The sequence below is a fragment of the Salmonella sp. SAL4457 genome (assembly GCF_046548235.1).
GTDB classification, from domain to species: Bacteria; Pseudomonadota; Gammaproteobacteria; order Enterobacterales; family Enterobacteriaceae; genus Salmonella; species Salmonella enterica.
Window position 1 is genome coordinate 307,564 of the sequence record NZ_JBGDZO010000003.1, and the last position, 13,179, is coordinate 320,742.

Annotated in this window: 10 protein-coding genes and 1 pseudogene; 7 read left to right on the forward strand and 4 right to left on the reverse strand. The window is 49.2% G+C overall.

From position 1 onward, the window contains the following. Positions 1-41 precede the first annotated feature (41 nt). Both tig and bolA read right to left on the reverse strand, forming a co-directional pair. Complete coding sequence (gene tig / locus ACLJNW_RS12610) at positions 42-1,340, reverse strand: trigger factor (protein ID WP_001198403.1); 1,299 nt, start codon at positions 1,338-1,340, stop codon at positions 42-44. A 346-nt stretch (positions 1,341-1,686) separates the two neighbouring features. Next, complete coding sequence (gene bolA, locus ACLJNW_RS12615) at positions 1,687-2,004, reverse strand: transcriptional regulator BolA (protein ID WP_000973433.1); 318 nt, start codon at positions 2,002-2,004, stop codon at positions 1,687-1,689. 303 nt (positions 2,005-2,307) lie between these two features. On the opposite strand from bolA, the gene ACLJNW_RS12620 reads away from it, so the two are divergent. The 7 genes from ACLJNW_RS12620 to cyoE all read left to right on the forward strand — a co-directional run bounded on the left by ACLJNW_RS12620 (position 2,308) and on the right by cyoE (position 9,651). After that, positions 2,308-2,886, forward strand: a complete 579-nt coding sequence (locus ACLJNW_RS12620; protein ID WP_024154479.1) for a lipoprotein — start codon at positions 2,308-2,310, stop codon at positions 2,884-2,886. Positions 2,887-2,929: 43 nt separating this feature from the next. Continuing rightward, complete coding sequence (gene ampG / locus ACLJNW_RS12625) at positions 2,930-4,405, forward strand: muropeptide MFS transporter AmpG (protein ID WP_000098481.1); 1,476 nt, start codon at positions 2,930-2,932, stop codon at positions 4,403-4,405. 452 nt (positions 4,406-4,857) lie between these two features. Next, a complete protein-coding gene (gene cyoA / locus ACLJNW_RS12630) occupies positions 4,858-5,814 on the forward strand; it encodes a cytochrome o ubiquinol oxidase subunit II (protein WP_001239448.1) in 957 nt (318 codons plus the stop codon). Positions 5,815-5,824: 10 nt separating this feature from the next. Beyond that, positions 5,825-7,816, forward strand: coding sequence for a cytochrome o ubiquinol oxidase subunit I (cyoB, locus tag ACLJNW_RS12635; protein WP_000467158.1), 1,992 nt, complete (start codon positions 5,825-5,827; stop codon positions 7,814-7,816). Further along, the gene (locus ACLJNW_RS12640) at positions 7,806-8,420 is read left to right on the forward strand and encodes a cytochrome o ubiquinol oxidase subunit III (protein ID WP_000179833.1); all 615 of its coding nucleotides are present in this window, start codon (positions 7,806-7,808) and stop codon (positions 8,418-8,420) included. The genes cyoB and ACLJNW_RS12640 overlap by 11 nt, the downstream gene beginning before the upstream one ends. Then, positions 8,420-8,749: a cytochrome o ubiquinol oxidase subunit IV gene (locus tag ACLJNW_RS12645; RefSeq protein ID WP_000019878.1), complete on the forward strand. Its 330-nt coding sequence runs from the start codon at positions 8,420-8,422 to the stop codon at positions 8,747-8,749. Before ACLJNW_RS12640 ends, ACLJNW_RS12645 begins: the two co-directional genes overlap by 1 nt. An 11-nt stretch (positions 8,750-8,760) precedes the next feature. Beyond that, positions 8,761-9,651, forward strand: a complete 891-nt coding sequence (gene cyoE / locus ACLJNW_RS12650; protein ID WP_000971352.1) for a heme o synthase — start codon at positions 8,761-8,763, stop codon at positions 9,649-9,651. Positions 9,652-9,732: 81 nt separating this feature from the next. On the opposite strand, the gene ACLJNW_RS12655 is transcribed toward cyoE, so the two are convergent. Together ACLJNW_RS12655 and ACLJNW_RS12660 are read right to left on the reverse strand one after the other, a co-directional pair. Further along, complete coding sequence (locus ACLJNW_RS12655) at positions 9,733-11,226, reverse strand: tetratricopeptide repeat protein (protein WP_000595930.1); 1,494 nt, start codon at positions 11,224-11,226, stop codon at positions 9,733-9,735. Between the two features lie 11 nt (positions 11,227-11,237). After that, a pseudogene (locus tag ACLJNW_RS12660) lies at positions 11,238-12,749 on the reverse strand (tetratricopeptide repeat protein). Positions 12,750-13,179: the final 430 nt, after the last annotated feature.

Here is a 13,179-nt window from a genome sequence, read left to right on the forward strand (position 1 = left end):
GACGGGTTTTTGTGCAAATTTCGTGCTTTTAACGCGACAAATTATGCCTGCTGGTTCATCAGCTCATTGAAGGAAGTAGCTTTTTCAGACACTTTCGCTTTTGCCAGAACCGCTTCAACAGCCTGCTCTTCCAGAGCGACGTTACGCATATTGTCCATCAGCTCTTTATTTTTGCTGTAGAACTCAATCACTTCTTTCGGATCTTCGTAAGCAGACGCCATCTCTTCGATCAGGCCTTTAACGCGTTCTTCGTCCGCTTTCAGCTCGTTGGTACGAATGACTTCGCCGAGCAGCAGACCGACAACTACACGACGCTTAGCCTGTTCTTCGAACAGTTCGCGCGGCAGCTCCAGAGCCTGTTTCTCGTTACCACCAAAACGCTGCGCAGCCTGACGACGCAGAACGTCGATTTCGCTGTCGATCAGCGCAGCCGGTACGTCGATGTCGTTAGCTTTTACCAGACCTTCAATCGCCTGAGACTTAACGCGGTTACGCACCGCGCCTTTCAGCTCGCGTTCCATGTTTTTACGTACTTCAGCGCGCAGACCGGCTACGGAACCATCTTCAACGCCGAAACGTTTGATGAATTCTTCGGTCAGTTCCGGCAGTTCGCGTTCTTCAACTTTCTTCAGGTTGATAACGAACTTAGCCGCTTTACCTTTCAGGTTTTCAGCGTGGTACTCTTCCGGGAAGGTCACGTCGATAGTGAACTCTTCGCCAGCTTTGTGGCCTTTAACGCCGTCTTCAAAGCCCGGAATCATACGACCCTGGCCCATCGCCAGAACGAAATCGGTCGCTTTGCCGCCTTCGAACTCTTCGCCGTCTACAGAGCCGGTGAAGTCGATGGTCACGCGGTCTTCCGCATCAGCAGCGCCGTCTTTTTCTTTCCAGGTCGCCTGCTGCTTACGCAGGGTGTCCAGCATCACATCAACGTCAGCGTCGGTGACTTCAACAACCGGCTTTTCAACTTCGATGGACTCGAGGCCGGTCAGCTCAACTTCCGGATAGACTTCAAACTCGACGGAGTAAGTGAAGTCTTCACCCACTTTGTATTCGCCCGGAACATAGTTCGGCGCGCCTGCCGGGTTAATTTTTTCTTTGATGATCGCGTCAACGAAGTTGCGGCTCATCAGATCGCCCAGCACGTCCTGGCGAACAGAAGCGCCATAACGCTGAGCGACGATATTCATCGGTACTTTGCCTTTACGGAAGCCGTCAATACGTACTTTTTTCGCTACGTTGACCAGCTCGCTTTTTACAGCGGTCTCGATGCTGTCAGCAGCGATTGTAATCGTTACACGGCGGCCAAGGCCCTGAGTGGTTTCAACTGAAACTTGCATCTTGTTACCTCAAAAAATCACAGTGCTCGGTCAACTCTACTCCGCAAGCACGTGCTATTTGCTTCGCGGAACCGGGATGTTCTCGTAATCAATCACATTCCCTGTCGTCAGAATCATCCCGAAGACGTTCATATATAAGACGGCGCATTATAGCGGCATCACTTTTGTGAGTCGAGAACGGTGATTGTGCGATGCTGCGGCGGTTTTCACAATTCTCGGCTAATTTTTGTCTGAATACTGTACGACACGCTCAAAATTCAGACAAAACAAAACGGCCCGCAGGCCGTTTTCACATAATTCTGTAGCAACATACTGGAAAAGCGGAGGTAGTTGCAAATCCGTTTTGCTACGCGATGCTTCCCGCGCCGCGACAAGGAGGCGACGCGAAGATAGTATCCTGCAATCCTTCCCACTCTTTGAGGGTATAAGTATGCAGTGCCAGCGCATGTACGGTTGTGGAAAGTTCCGCCGTTAACGTACCGTAAATCATCCGATGACGATTAAGAAAACGTTCGCCTGTAAAGCGATCGCTCACCAGCACGACCTTAAAATGGCTTTCCGATCCTGCTGGAACATTGTGACGATAGCTTTCATCCACAACTTCGAGAAACACGGGGTCGAACGCTGTCCTTAATTTTTCTTCTATTTGCTCACGTATCATCATGAAAATCTCCTCCGACAACGCTGTGATGTCACCCATCCCTTTAAATACTAGCCGCTTTTACCGTTTCCATTACAGCATGACAACAAAAATTTAGCTTTCGTCTGATTATTTCAGCCAAACGTATGAAGTTTACTGCCTTAATCATTCTTTTAGCGCTCAAAATCCCCGCTCGCGCCGTTATCAATACCAAATCGGACATTACGACGAATTTACCTGCGTTGACCACTTCCCCTCGCCGTTAGCGGTGTTATGATGGCGGGAATTTTTACCTATCACGTTTTAAGCGTCATTGAGAGCCTGAATATGTTAAAAAAACTTCTCTTTCCGTTAGTCGCTCTGTTTATGCTGGCAGGATGCGCCACACCGCCGACGACCATTGACGTCGCGCCGAAGATCACCTTGCCACAGCAGGACCCGAGCCTGATGGGCGTCACCGTTAGCATTACCGGCGCGGACCAACGCCAGGATCAAGCGTTAGCGAAAGTCACGCGTAACAACCAGCTGGTAACGTTAACCGCCTCCCGCGATTTACGCTTCCTGTTACAAGAAGTCCTGGAAAAACAGATGACGGCGCGGGGCTATATGATCGGGCCTAACGGCGCGGTTAATCTGCAGATAATTGTTAACCAACTGTATGCTGATGTTTCCCAGGGCAGCGTGCGCTACAACATCGCGACCAAAGCGGATATCGCGATTATTGCGACCGCGGCAAATGGCAGCAAGATGACCAAAAACTATCGCGCCAACTACTCTATTGAAGGGGCGTTCCAGGCCTCTAACCAGAATATTGCCGACGCAGTGAATAGCGTTCTGACCGATACCATTGTTGATATGTCTCAGGACACCAGTATTCACGATTTTATCAAGCAAAACGCCCGTTAATAGCAACAACAAGACCCGGCAAAAGCCGGGTCTGTAGATGCCTATGTCAAGTCAATATTTACGTATTTTCCAGCAACCGCGCTCAGCCATTCTGCTGATATTGGGTTTTGCCTCCGGTCTCCCGCTGGCGCTCACCTCCGGTACGCTACAGGCGTGGATGACCGTCGAGAATATCGATCTTAAAACGATTGGCTTCTTCTCGCTGGTTGGTCAGGCCTATGTGTTTAAGTTTCTCTGGTCCCCGCTGATGGACCGCTACACGCCGCCTTTTTTAGGTCGTCGTCGCGGTTGGTTACTCGCCACCCAACTGTTGTTACTGGCGGCGATTGCGGCGATGGGCTTTCTTGAACCCGGCACGCAGCTACGCTGGATGGCGGCGCTGGCGGTGGTGATTGCTTTTTGCTCCGCCTCGCAGGATATCGTGTTCGACGCCTGGAAAACCGATGTTTTACCCGCAGAAGAACGCGGCGCTGGCGCGGCAATCAGCGTGCTTGGCTACCGGTTGGGGATGCTGGTTTCCGGCGGACTGGCGCTATGGCTGGCCGATCGCTGGCTCGGCTGGCAGGGCATGTACTGGCTGATGGCGGCATTGTTGATCCCCTGCATTATCGCCACCTTACTGGCGCCGGAACCGACCGATACTATCCCGTCCCCGAAATCGCTGGAACAGGCCGTCGTCGCGCCGCTACGCGATTTCTTTGGCCGTAATAACGCCTGGCTGATTTTACTGCTCATTGTGCTTTATAAACTGGGGGACGCCTTCGCTATGAGCCTGACCACCACCTTTTTGATTCGCGGCGTCGGCTTTGACGCTGGTGAAGTTGGCGTGGTCAATAAAACGCTGGGCCTGTTGGCAACGATCGTCGGCGCGTTATACGGCGGCATATTAATGCAGCGTCTTTCGCTGTTTCGCGCGCTGCTGATTTTCGGCATTTTGCAAGGCGCGTCCAACGCCGGTTACTGGTTGCTCTCCATTACCGATAAAAACATGTTCAGCATGGGCGCGGCGGTCTTTTTCGAAAATCTGTGCGGCGGGATGGGTACTGCCGCCTTTGTCGCCTTATTAATGACGCTATGTAATAAGTCGTTTTCCGCAACACAGTTTGCCCTACTGTCGGCCCTCTCCGCAGTAGGCCGCGTTTATGTTGGTCCTGTAGCGGGCTGGTTCGTTGAAGCGCACGGCTGGCCGACATTCTACCTCTTCTCGGTTGTCGCCGCCGTTCCCGGGCTGTTACTGTTGCTGGTCTGTCGGCAAACGCTGGAATATAGCTGGCAGAGCGAGCGTTTCATTCCCCGCACGCAATACCGTGGCGCCTACAATTTCGCGCTTTCAATCCTGCTCGCGGGCGTCGCTTTGCTGGCGGTATGGGTACTCCTGCTGACCATGAACGCGGTGGATTACACTAACTTCTCATTCCTGCCCGAATTGCTTGAGACTGCGGTAGTGGTTGCCGTGTGCGGCATTGTCTTTGGCGGGTTGCTGGACTACCTGGCGCTACGAAAAACACGCCTGCTGTAAAACATTATTTGCCGTTGTAATAACGACCCGGAATTATAACGGCTAAATAACCATCAATTGATAAAAAATATATTTGTCTTTTTGTGCGCAACAGAATTTTGGAAATTATTGGTAATTTCTACGCTACCTATTTTCTTTACACGATTCAGCCGATTAAATTTAAATTTCTGCCGTTGATTGTCCTTTTATTGATAATAAATTGTTAAATAATTGTTTTATTTTTACATTGGTTATACCAATTATCCCTCAACATCCCACTTACAGACCTCATCCGTTATAACGCAAAGTTTCAACAGTGTCTTAAAGTTATTTCGACATACTTGGCAACATATGTGACATGCGCGGCAGAACTTGGTAACACAGAACCAATCATGTTTACAGTAATGTAACCTTACCGTAAAATGCCCCTACACTTTAAACGCCACCAGGTCCCGTGGAATTGAGGTCGTTAAATGAGACTCAGGAAATACAATAAAAGTTTGGGATGGTTGTCATTAATTGCAGGCACTGCATTACTCAGTGGCTGTAATTCTGCGCTGCTGGATCCCAAAGGACAGATTGGACTGGAGCAACGTTCGCTGATACTGACGGCATTTGGCCTGATGTTGATCGTCGTTATTCCCGCCATCTTGATGGCTGTTGGTTTCGCCTGGAAGTATCGTGCGAGTAATAAGGATGCGAAGTATAGCCCGAACTGGTCACACTCCAATAAAGTGGAAGCCGTGGTCTGGACGGTGCCTATCTTAATCATCATTTTCCTTGCCGTACTGACCTGGAAAACCACGCACGCGCTTGAACCAAGCAAGCCGCTGGCGCATGACGAAAAACCGATCACCATCGAAGTGGTTTCCATGGACTGGAAATGGTTCTTCATCTATCCGGAGCAGGGTATCGCCACCGTCAACGAGATCGCCTTCCCGGCGAACACGCCGGTTTATTTCAAAGTGACCTCCAACTCCGTGATGAACTCCTTCTTTATCCCGCGTCTGGGTAGCCAGATTTATGCCATGGCCGGTATGCAAACACGTTTGCATCTGATCGCCAACGAACCCGGAACCTACGATGGCATCTCCGCCAGCTATAGCGGCCCGGGCTTCTCTGGTATGAAGTTTAAAGCTATCGCCACCAAAGACCGCGCAGAATTCGACCAATGGGTCGCAAAAGCGAAGCAGTCTCCGAACACCATGAATGATATGGCGGCGTTCGAGAAAGTGGCTATGCCAAGCGAGTACAACAAGGTGGAATATTTCTCCAGCGTGAAACCAGATTTGTTCAAGGACGTTATTAACAAATTCATGGACCACGGTAAGAGCATGGACATGACCCAACCTGAAGGTGAGCACAGCTCGCATGAAGGAATGGAAGGTATGGACATGAGCCACGCGGAATCCGCCAACTCCAAGGGTTGAGGAAGATAAGATGTTCGGAAAATTATCACTGGATGCAGTACCGTTCCATGAACCTATCGTCATGGTAACGATCGCTGCAATTATCGTCGGGGGACTGGCGATACTGGCAGCGATTACTTACTTCGGTAAGTGGACCTACCTATGGAAAGAGTGGTTAACGTCAGTTGACCATAAACGCCTCGGCATCATGTATATCATCGTCGCGATTGTGATGCTGTTACGTGGTTTCGCCGATGCCATCATGATGCGTAGCCAGCAGGCACTTGCCTCCGCAGGCGAAGCGGGTTTTCTACCGCCGCACCACTACGATCAGATCTTTACCGCTCACGGCGTAATCATGATCTTCTTCGTGGCGATGCCCTTCGTTATCGGTCTGATGAACCTGGTGGTTCCGCTGCAGATCGGCGCGCGCGACGTTGCGTTCCCTTTCCTGAACAACCTGAGCTTCTGGTTCACCGTTGTCGGCGTTATCCTGGTTAACCTCTCGCTGGGCGTGGGTGAATTCGCGCAGACAGGGTGGCTGGCTTATCCGCCGCTATCGGGAATAGAGTACAGTCCCAGCGTCGGGGTCGATTACTGGATATGGGCGTTGCAACTCTCGGGTATTGGTACGACGTTAACCGGTATCAACTTCTTCGTGACGATCCTGAAGATGCGTGCGCCGGGTATGACGATGTTCAAGATGCCGGTCTTTACCTGGGCCTCTTTGTGCGCCAACGTACTGATCATCGCCTCTTTCCCGATTCTGACGGTTACCGTCGCGTTGCTGACCCTGGATCGCTATCTGGGCACCCATTTCTTTACCAACGATATGGGCGGCAACATGATGATGTACATCAACCTGATTTGGGCCTGGGGCCATCCGGAAGTGTACATTCTGATTCTGCCGGTCTTCGGGGTATTCTCCGAAATCGCAGCGACCTTCTCGCGTAAGCGTCTGTTCGGCTATACCTCGCTGGTTTGGGCGACCGTCTGTATTACCGTACTGTCGTTTATCGTTTGGCTGCACCACTTCTTCACGATGGGCGCAGGCGCGAACGTTAACGCCTTCTTCGGTATCACCACCATGATTATCGCCATCCCGACCGGGGTGAAGATCTTCAACTGGTTGTTCACCATGTATCAGGGCCGTATCGTCTTCCATTCCGCAATGATGTGGACCATCGGCTTTATCGTGACCTTCTCGGTCGGCGGTATGACCGGCGTGCTGCTGGCGGTACCGGGCGCGGACTTCGTCCTGCACAACAGTCTGTTCCTGATTGCGCACTTCCATAACGTGATCATCGGCGGCGTAGTGTTTGGCTGCTTCGCGGGTATGACCTACTGGTGGCCGAAGGCGTTTGGCTTCAAGCTGAACGAAACCTGGGGTAAACGCGCCTTCTGGTTCTGGATTATCGGTTTCTTTGTAGCCTTTATGCCGCTGTATGTACTGGGCTTCATGGGCATGACCCGTCGCCTTAGCCAGCAAATTGATCCGCAGTTCCATACGATGCTGATGGTTGCCGCCGCCGGCGCCGCGCTGATTGCGCTGGGTATCCTGTGTCAACTGATTCAGATCTTCGTTTCTATTCGCGACCGCGATCAGAACCGCGATCTGACCGGCGACCCATGGGGTGGCCGTACGCTGGAGTGGTCAACCTCGTCTCCGCCGCCGTTCTATAACTTTGCCGTTGTGCCGCACGTTCACGAACGTGACGCCTTCTGGGAAATGAAAGAAAAAGGCGAAGCGTACCAACAGCCTGGACAGTATGAAGAGATTCATATGCCGAAAAATAGCGGTGCCGGTATTGTTATCGCCGCCTTCGCAACGGTATTTGGCTTCGCCATGATCTGGCATATCTGGTGGCTGGCGATAGTGGGTTTCGCAGGCATGATCATCAGCTGGATTGTAAAAAGCTTTGATGAAGATGTGGATTACTACGTGCCGGTCCCGGAAGTCGAAAAACTGGAAAACCAGCATTTCGATGAGATTACTAAGGCAGGGCTGAAAAATGGCAACTGATACTTTAACGCACGCGACTGCCCACGCGCACGAACACGGGCACCATGACGCAGGCCAGAACAAAATCTTCGGATTTTGGGTCTACCTGATGAGCGACTGCATTCTGTTCTCTATTCTGTTTGCTACCTATGCCGTTCTGGTGAACGGCACCGCTGGCGGCCCGACAGGTAAGGACATTTTCGAACTGCCGTTCGTTCTGGTTGAAACCTTCCTGCTGTTATTTAGCTCCATTACCTACGGCATGGCGGCGATCGCTATGCACAAGAACAACAAGAGCCAGGTTATCTCCTGGCTGGCGTTGACCTTCTTGTTCGGTGCCGGATTTATCGGGATGGAACTCTATGAATTCCATCACCTGATTGTTAACGGTATGGGCCCGGATCGCAGCGGCTTCCTGTCTGCGTTCTTCGCGCTGGTCGGCACGCACGGTCTGCACGTCACTTCCGGTTTGATCTGGATGGCGGTGCTGATGGTGCAAGTTGCCCGTCGCGGTCTGACCAGCACTAACCGTACCCGCATCATGTGTCTGAGCCTGTTCTGGCACTTCCTGGATGTGATTTGGATTTGCGTATTCACTGTTGTTTATCTGATGGGGGCGATGTAATGAGTCATTCTACCGAGAGCGGCGGCGCATCCCACGGCAGCGTAAAAACGTACATGACCGGCTTTATCCTGTCGGTCATCCTGACGGTTATTCCATTCTGGATGGTGATGACCGGCGCTGCCTCTCCGGCCGTTATTCTGGGATCTATCCTGGCAATGGCAGTGGTGCAGATTTTGGTGCATCTGGTGTGTTTCCTGCACATGAACACCAAATCTGATGAAGGCTGGAACATGACGGCCTTCATCTTTACCGTGCTGATCATCGCCATCCTGGTTGTGGGCTCCATCTGGATTATGTGGAACCTCAACTACAACATGATGATGCACTAAGAGCGGCGAGTATGATGTTTAAGCAATACCTGCAAGTAACGAAACCAGGCATCATCTTTGGCAACCTGATCTCGGTGATCGGGGGATTTCTGCTGGCCTCAAAGGGCAGCATTGACTATCCCCTGTTCATCTATACGCTGGTCGGGGTGTCACTGGTTGTGGCGTCGGGTTGTGTATTTAACAACTACATCGACAGGGATATCGACAGGAAGATGGAAAGGACCAAGAATCGGGTGCTGGTCAAAGGCCTGATTTCTCCTGGCGTCTCGCTGGTATACGCCACCCTGCTGGGTATTGCTGGCTTTATGCTGCTGTGGTTTGGCGCTAATCCTCTGGCCTGCTGGCTGGGGGTGATGGGCTTCGTGGTCTACGTTGGCGTGTACAGCTTGTACATGAAGCGTCACTCCGTCTACGGAACGCTGATTGGTTCTCTCTCCGGCGCAGCGCCGCCGGTGATTGGCTACTGCGCCGTAACGGGCGACTTTGATAGCGGCGCGGCGATCCTGTTGGCTATTTTCAGCCTCTGGCAGATGCCGCACTCTTACGCCATCGCCATTTTCCGCTTTAAGGACTATCAGGCGGCCAATATCCCGGTTCTGCCGGTGGTAAAAGGAATCTCAGTCGCTAAAAACCACATAACGCTGTACATCATTGCGTTTGCCGTTGCAACGCTAATGCTAACGTTGGGCGGTTATGCCGGTTACAAATACCTGGTGGTCGCCGCGGCGGTCAGCGTTTGGTGGCTCGGCATGGCGCTACGCGGTTACAAAGTGGAAGATGATAAGGTCTGGGCGCGTAAGCTGTTCGGCTTCTCTATCATTGCGATTACTGCGCTGAGTATCATGATGTCCGTTGATTTTATGGTGCCGAATTCGCAGAATCTGCTGACTTACGTCTGGTAACAAGCGTTGCTATTGAAAAAACCGCCGTGTCACAAACGGCGGTTTTTTTATCCATTTCATCAGGCAGTAACGCCCCACGAGTTATCGATTCTGAATAATATGTAAATTATCCGTTTTCAGTAAATCAACTTTTTTACCATTGATTGTTGCCGTCGCTGACTTCACGGTGAAAGTAAGTTTATGGTAATCACACAAGTCACCGTTTTTCATCAAGAGATATCCCATCGACTTAAAAGAATCCCCCATACCCTGTTCAGCACCCAGAGTATTGAGACCCAAAGGAGGAAAAGCGACCATTCTTTCGTCACTAACTCCAGCATCATTTTTTAATATCAATTCCACACGTAAGTTCGCAACATGAATTAACTTATTCGTATTGACAACAAATCCAATCTGACACAGAGGAATATTATCAATCCTGCCAAATAATCCCGCATATTTTTCTAATGTCAGCTCAGGAAGTTGCTGACTAAAATCATTACGGCGCTTTCGATCTTTTTCACAATAATCAAGATAATCGCGTTGTGTCATCTTTTTTATATAGCTGTTATCGTAATAGTGCCAGGATTGTTGGCAATCGACATCTACACTCTGGCCATTAAAATACATCTGTGCTAAATAATCAGCGGCCGCCTGTAATTCTTTCTCATAAGCTTTTTTAAAAAAATACAGCGCTTTATCGTAATCAACGTTAACCATTACGCCAGAATAGTACATACGACCTAACGTATACAATGCTTCTCCATTACCTTGCTGCGCCGCCATTTCATACCATTTCCTGGCTTTCTCTCCATCTGGTTGTAATCCCAATCCAGCGTGTTCATAAAGAAAACCTAACAGCGTCTGTGAGTCGGCATCCCCCTTCTCGGCCGAAATTCGGAGCCATTTCAGCGCTTCAGCAATATCTATCGTTTTCGTTTCATTATTAAAATACAAAGTAGAGACCAGTTTTGCCGTCTGATACGCGACCTCAGGATCACCCTCTCTCGCCCAGAGTATCGCTATCCGCGCAAGATGTGATGAGTCAAAACCTATTCGACTCAGCAGTTTTCGCTCATCTGATTGCGGGGCATAAAAATAGAAACTTAAGCCTTGAATAAAATGAGGACGAAATGAAAGGTCTCTATATGCCTCAAGTTTATTACTATAAACACTCCCAATTATACGTTCACTCACCTTTTTATCGAGATTGATATTGGATAGATTAATTTTTTCTCTAAGCTGTTTTGCTAATGTTTTCGCTTGCGTAATGTCCTTTTGGGTACCGATGCCATATTCATAGAAATAAGCTGCATTAAAGCAACCATAATCACCGTCCAAATCACAAGCCTGCTCGTAGTACTTTATTGCTTGCGGAATATCCACAGATACTGAAACACCGTACTCATAAATAAACCCCAACTCCGCCAGCGCTTGAGCATTATTATCTTTGGCTAACGCTTTTAGCTCATTTAGCGCCTGAATATCTTTCTGCGCAATACGGCTATACAACGCGTCAATATCATCACCTGCCTGACATACCGATGCGAAAGAAAGCCCAAGCAGAAACAAAATACTCCATTTCCGTTTTATCATTTTTCATTCCCTTATTCTTTATCTAAAAAGCGCACACTATCAGCTTTCAGTAAATCGACATTCTTACCGTTAATCGTTGCCGTAGCGGATTTCAGCGTAAAATGGATATCGCCGATCCCGTGACAAAAATCTTGCGTATACAGCGGGAGATCGTATGTGGTAATGAGAGGATCAACATCATGATTTTGCATATCTATCCCCAGAGTATTCAAACCGAATGGCGGAATCATCAACGTTTCCTCAGTTGCCATTCCATCATCATTTTTCAGCTCAAGCGTAATATGCAAATTCGCCATGTTACGGATTTTATCTGTGCCAATCTGAAAAATTAGTGCGCATTCTTTCGGTTTAGCCGTTATCCCGCGAGAGAAAACACTCTCTTTTTTTAGCGTTACTTTAGGTAAAGCATCCGCGTTGTTTTTTCGACTCTGAATATCCGCTGCGCACTTACTTAAAAATATTTTTTCCTCAACCATCTTACCTACATATCGAGATGCTTTCTTGTAATACGACCAGGCTTTATCACAATCAGGTGCAGTACCTAAACCGTTATAATACATCCAACTCAACGGCATCGTTGAGCGCGAATTAGTACCATCATTTTCAACCTGCGTAAATAATGCCAGCGCTTTAGCGTAATCAGTGCGCCCTGTTGCGCCAGAATAATAGATTTTACCTAACGCAATCTGTGCATCGCTGTCCCCCTGCTTAGCCGCCTGTCCATACCATTTTTGTGCTTCCTGAATGTCTGGCTTAATCCCCCACTCATCGCCCTCTCCCCCCGAATAAATACTCCCCAAGAGAGATTGGGCCTCAACGACGCCTTTTTCCGCGGCGGCGCGAAACCACTTCAATGACGCAGGTCTGGCTTGATAAGGCTCGTCCGCATAGCGACCGGAAAAGTCATTAAGGGTGAGTCGCCCCATCTAATAATCCATTTGCGGGTCGCCATCCTGCGACCATAACGTAGCCAGCCGAAATGTTTTTTCCTGGTTAAATCCAATACGGCTAAAAAAAAGCACATCGCTCTCGGGTCTATTATTTAGAGCATGAATTAGTATACTAATAAATGCCGCCCGCTGCGATTTATCCGTATCGGCCAATGCTTTTGCCATGTAAATTTCTTGCGAAAACTTATCAATATATTCTTGCTCAATCAATAAATTATCCAGATTCATTTTCTTAGCATACTTATTGGCCTGAGCGCTATCTTTCGCCACTCCGTCGCCATACTGATAAGCATACTTCACATTATAGCAACCATAGTTACCGCCAAGTTCACAGGCCTGCTTGTAATACTGCAACGCCCGTTCGCGATTCATCGGTACACCAATACCGTATTCATGGATAAACCCCAGTTCATCCAGAACCGAAGCTCTTTTTTCCACAGGCAAAGCATCAAGATCCTTCTGGGTAAGCGCAGCATATTTTACATCATCTTTACCGTTGTTCGCTGAAGCATTCACCTGGCTAACAAATAAAACACCCGCTAAAATACATAATGATAAGAATTTAATTTTCACAACGAATTCACTCCTTGAATAATATAATAAATAAGACTGATGACGAACCTTCTGCCTGATAAACGCGCGCCATCACGCAGAAAGTTTGCTATCAGTCTCGGCGTTGTTGAATAAATCAAATTTTCAGGAGATGGACGGTTCTGATCATTGCCATCGTTTCAGAATCGGGTTCCTATGGCAAAGCAAAAGTTTAAAGTCACCCACCGGCCAGCAGCGCGGTTCGCTGACAGTCTGACTTGACGAGTCTGCTATTGCTACATGGAGCAACAGCGTACACAGCCTGAAGGCCGTGGCTAACCGCTACACTATACTGATACGGCTCAGATAGCCACTACAGCTCAAGGAGATCGGAATATGAATGAGCACAAGGCTATGCTGACTCTCCCGATCGCCCCTATCGTGTTAACAATTTATCTCTTTTTTAGCTCAA

Coding starts and splice junctions, on each gene's coding strand:
- ACLJNW_RS12655 (WP_000595930.1), bottom strand. CDS start 11,226: ATGATAAAACGGAAATGGAGTATTTTGTTTCTGCTTGGGCTTTCTTTC.
- bolA (WP_000973433.1), bottom strand. CDS start 2,004: ATGATGATACGTGAGCAAATAGAAGAAAAATTAAGGACAGCGTTCGAC.
- ACLJNW_RS12645 (WP_000019878.1), top strand. CDS start 8,420: ATGAGTCATTCTACCGAGAGCGGCGGCGCATCCCACGGCAGCGTAAAA.
- cyoB (WP_000467158.1), top strand. CDS start 5,825: ATGTTCGGAAAATTATCACTGGATGCAGTACCGTTCCATGAACCTATC.
- cyoA (WP_001239448.1), top strand. CDS start 4,858: ATGAGACTCAGGAAATACAATAAAAGTTTGGGATGGTTGTCATTAATT.
- cyoE (WP_000971352.1), top strand. CDS start 8,761: ATGATGTTTAAGCAATACCTGCAAGTAACGAAACCAGGCATCATCTTT.
- ACLJNW_RS12640 (WP_000179833.1), top strand. CDS start 7,806: ATGGCAACTGATACTTTAACGCACGCGACTGCCCACGCGCACGAACAC.
- ampG (WP_000098481.1), top strand. CDS start 2,930: ATGTCAAGTCAATATTTACGTATTTTCCAGCAACCGCGCTCAGCCATT.
- tig (WP_001198403.1), bottom strand. CDS start 1,340: ATGCAAGTTTCAGTTGAAACCACTCAGGGCCTTGGCCGCCGTGTAACG.
- ACLJNW_RS12620 (WP_024154479.1), top strand. CDS start 2,308: ATGTTAAAAAAACTTCTCTTTCCGTTAGTCGCTCTGTTTATGCTGGCA.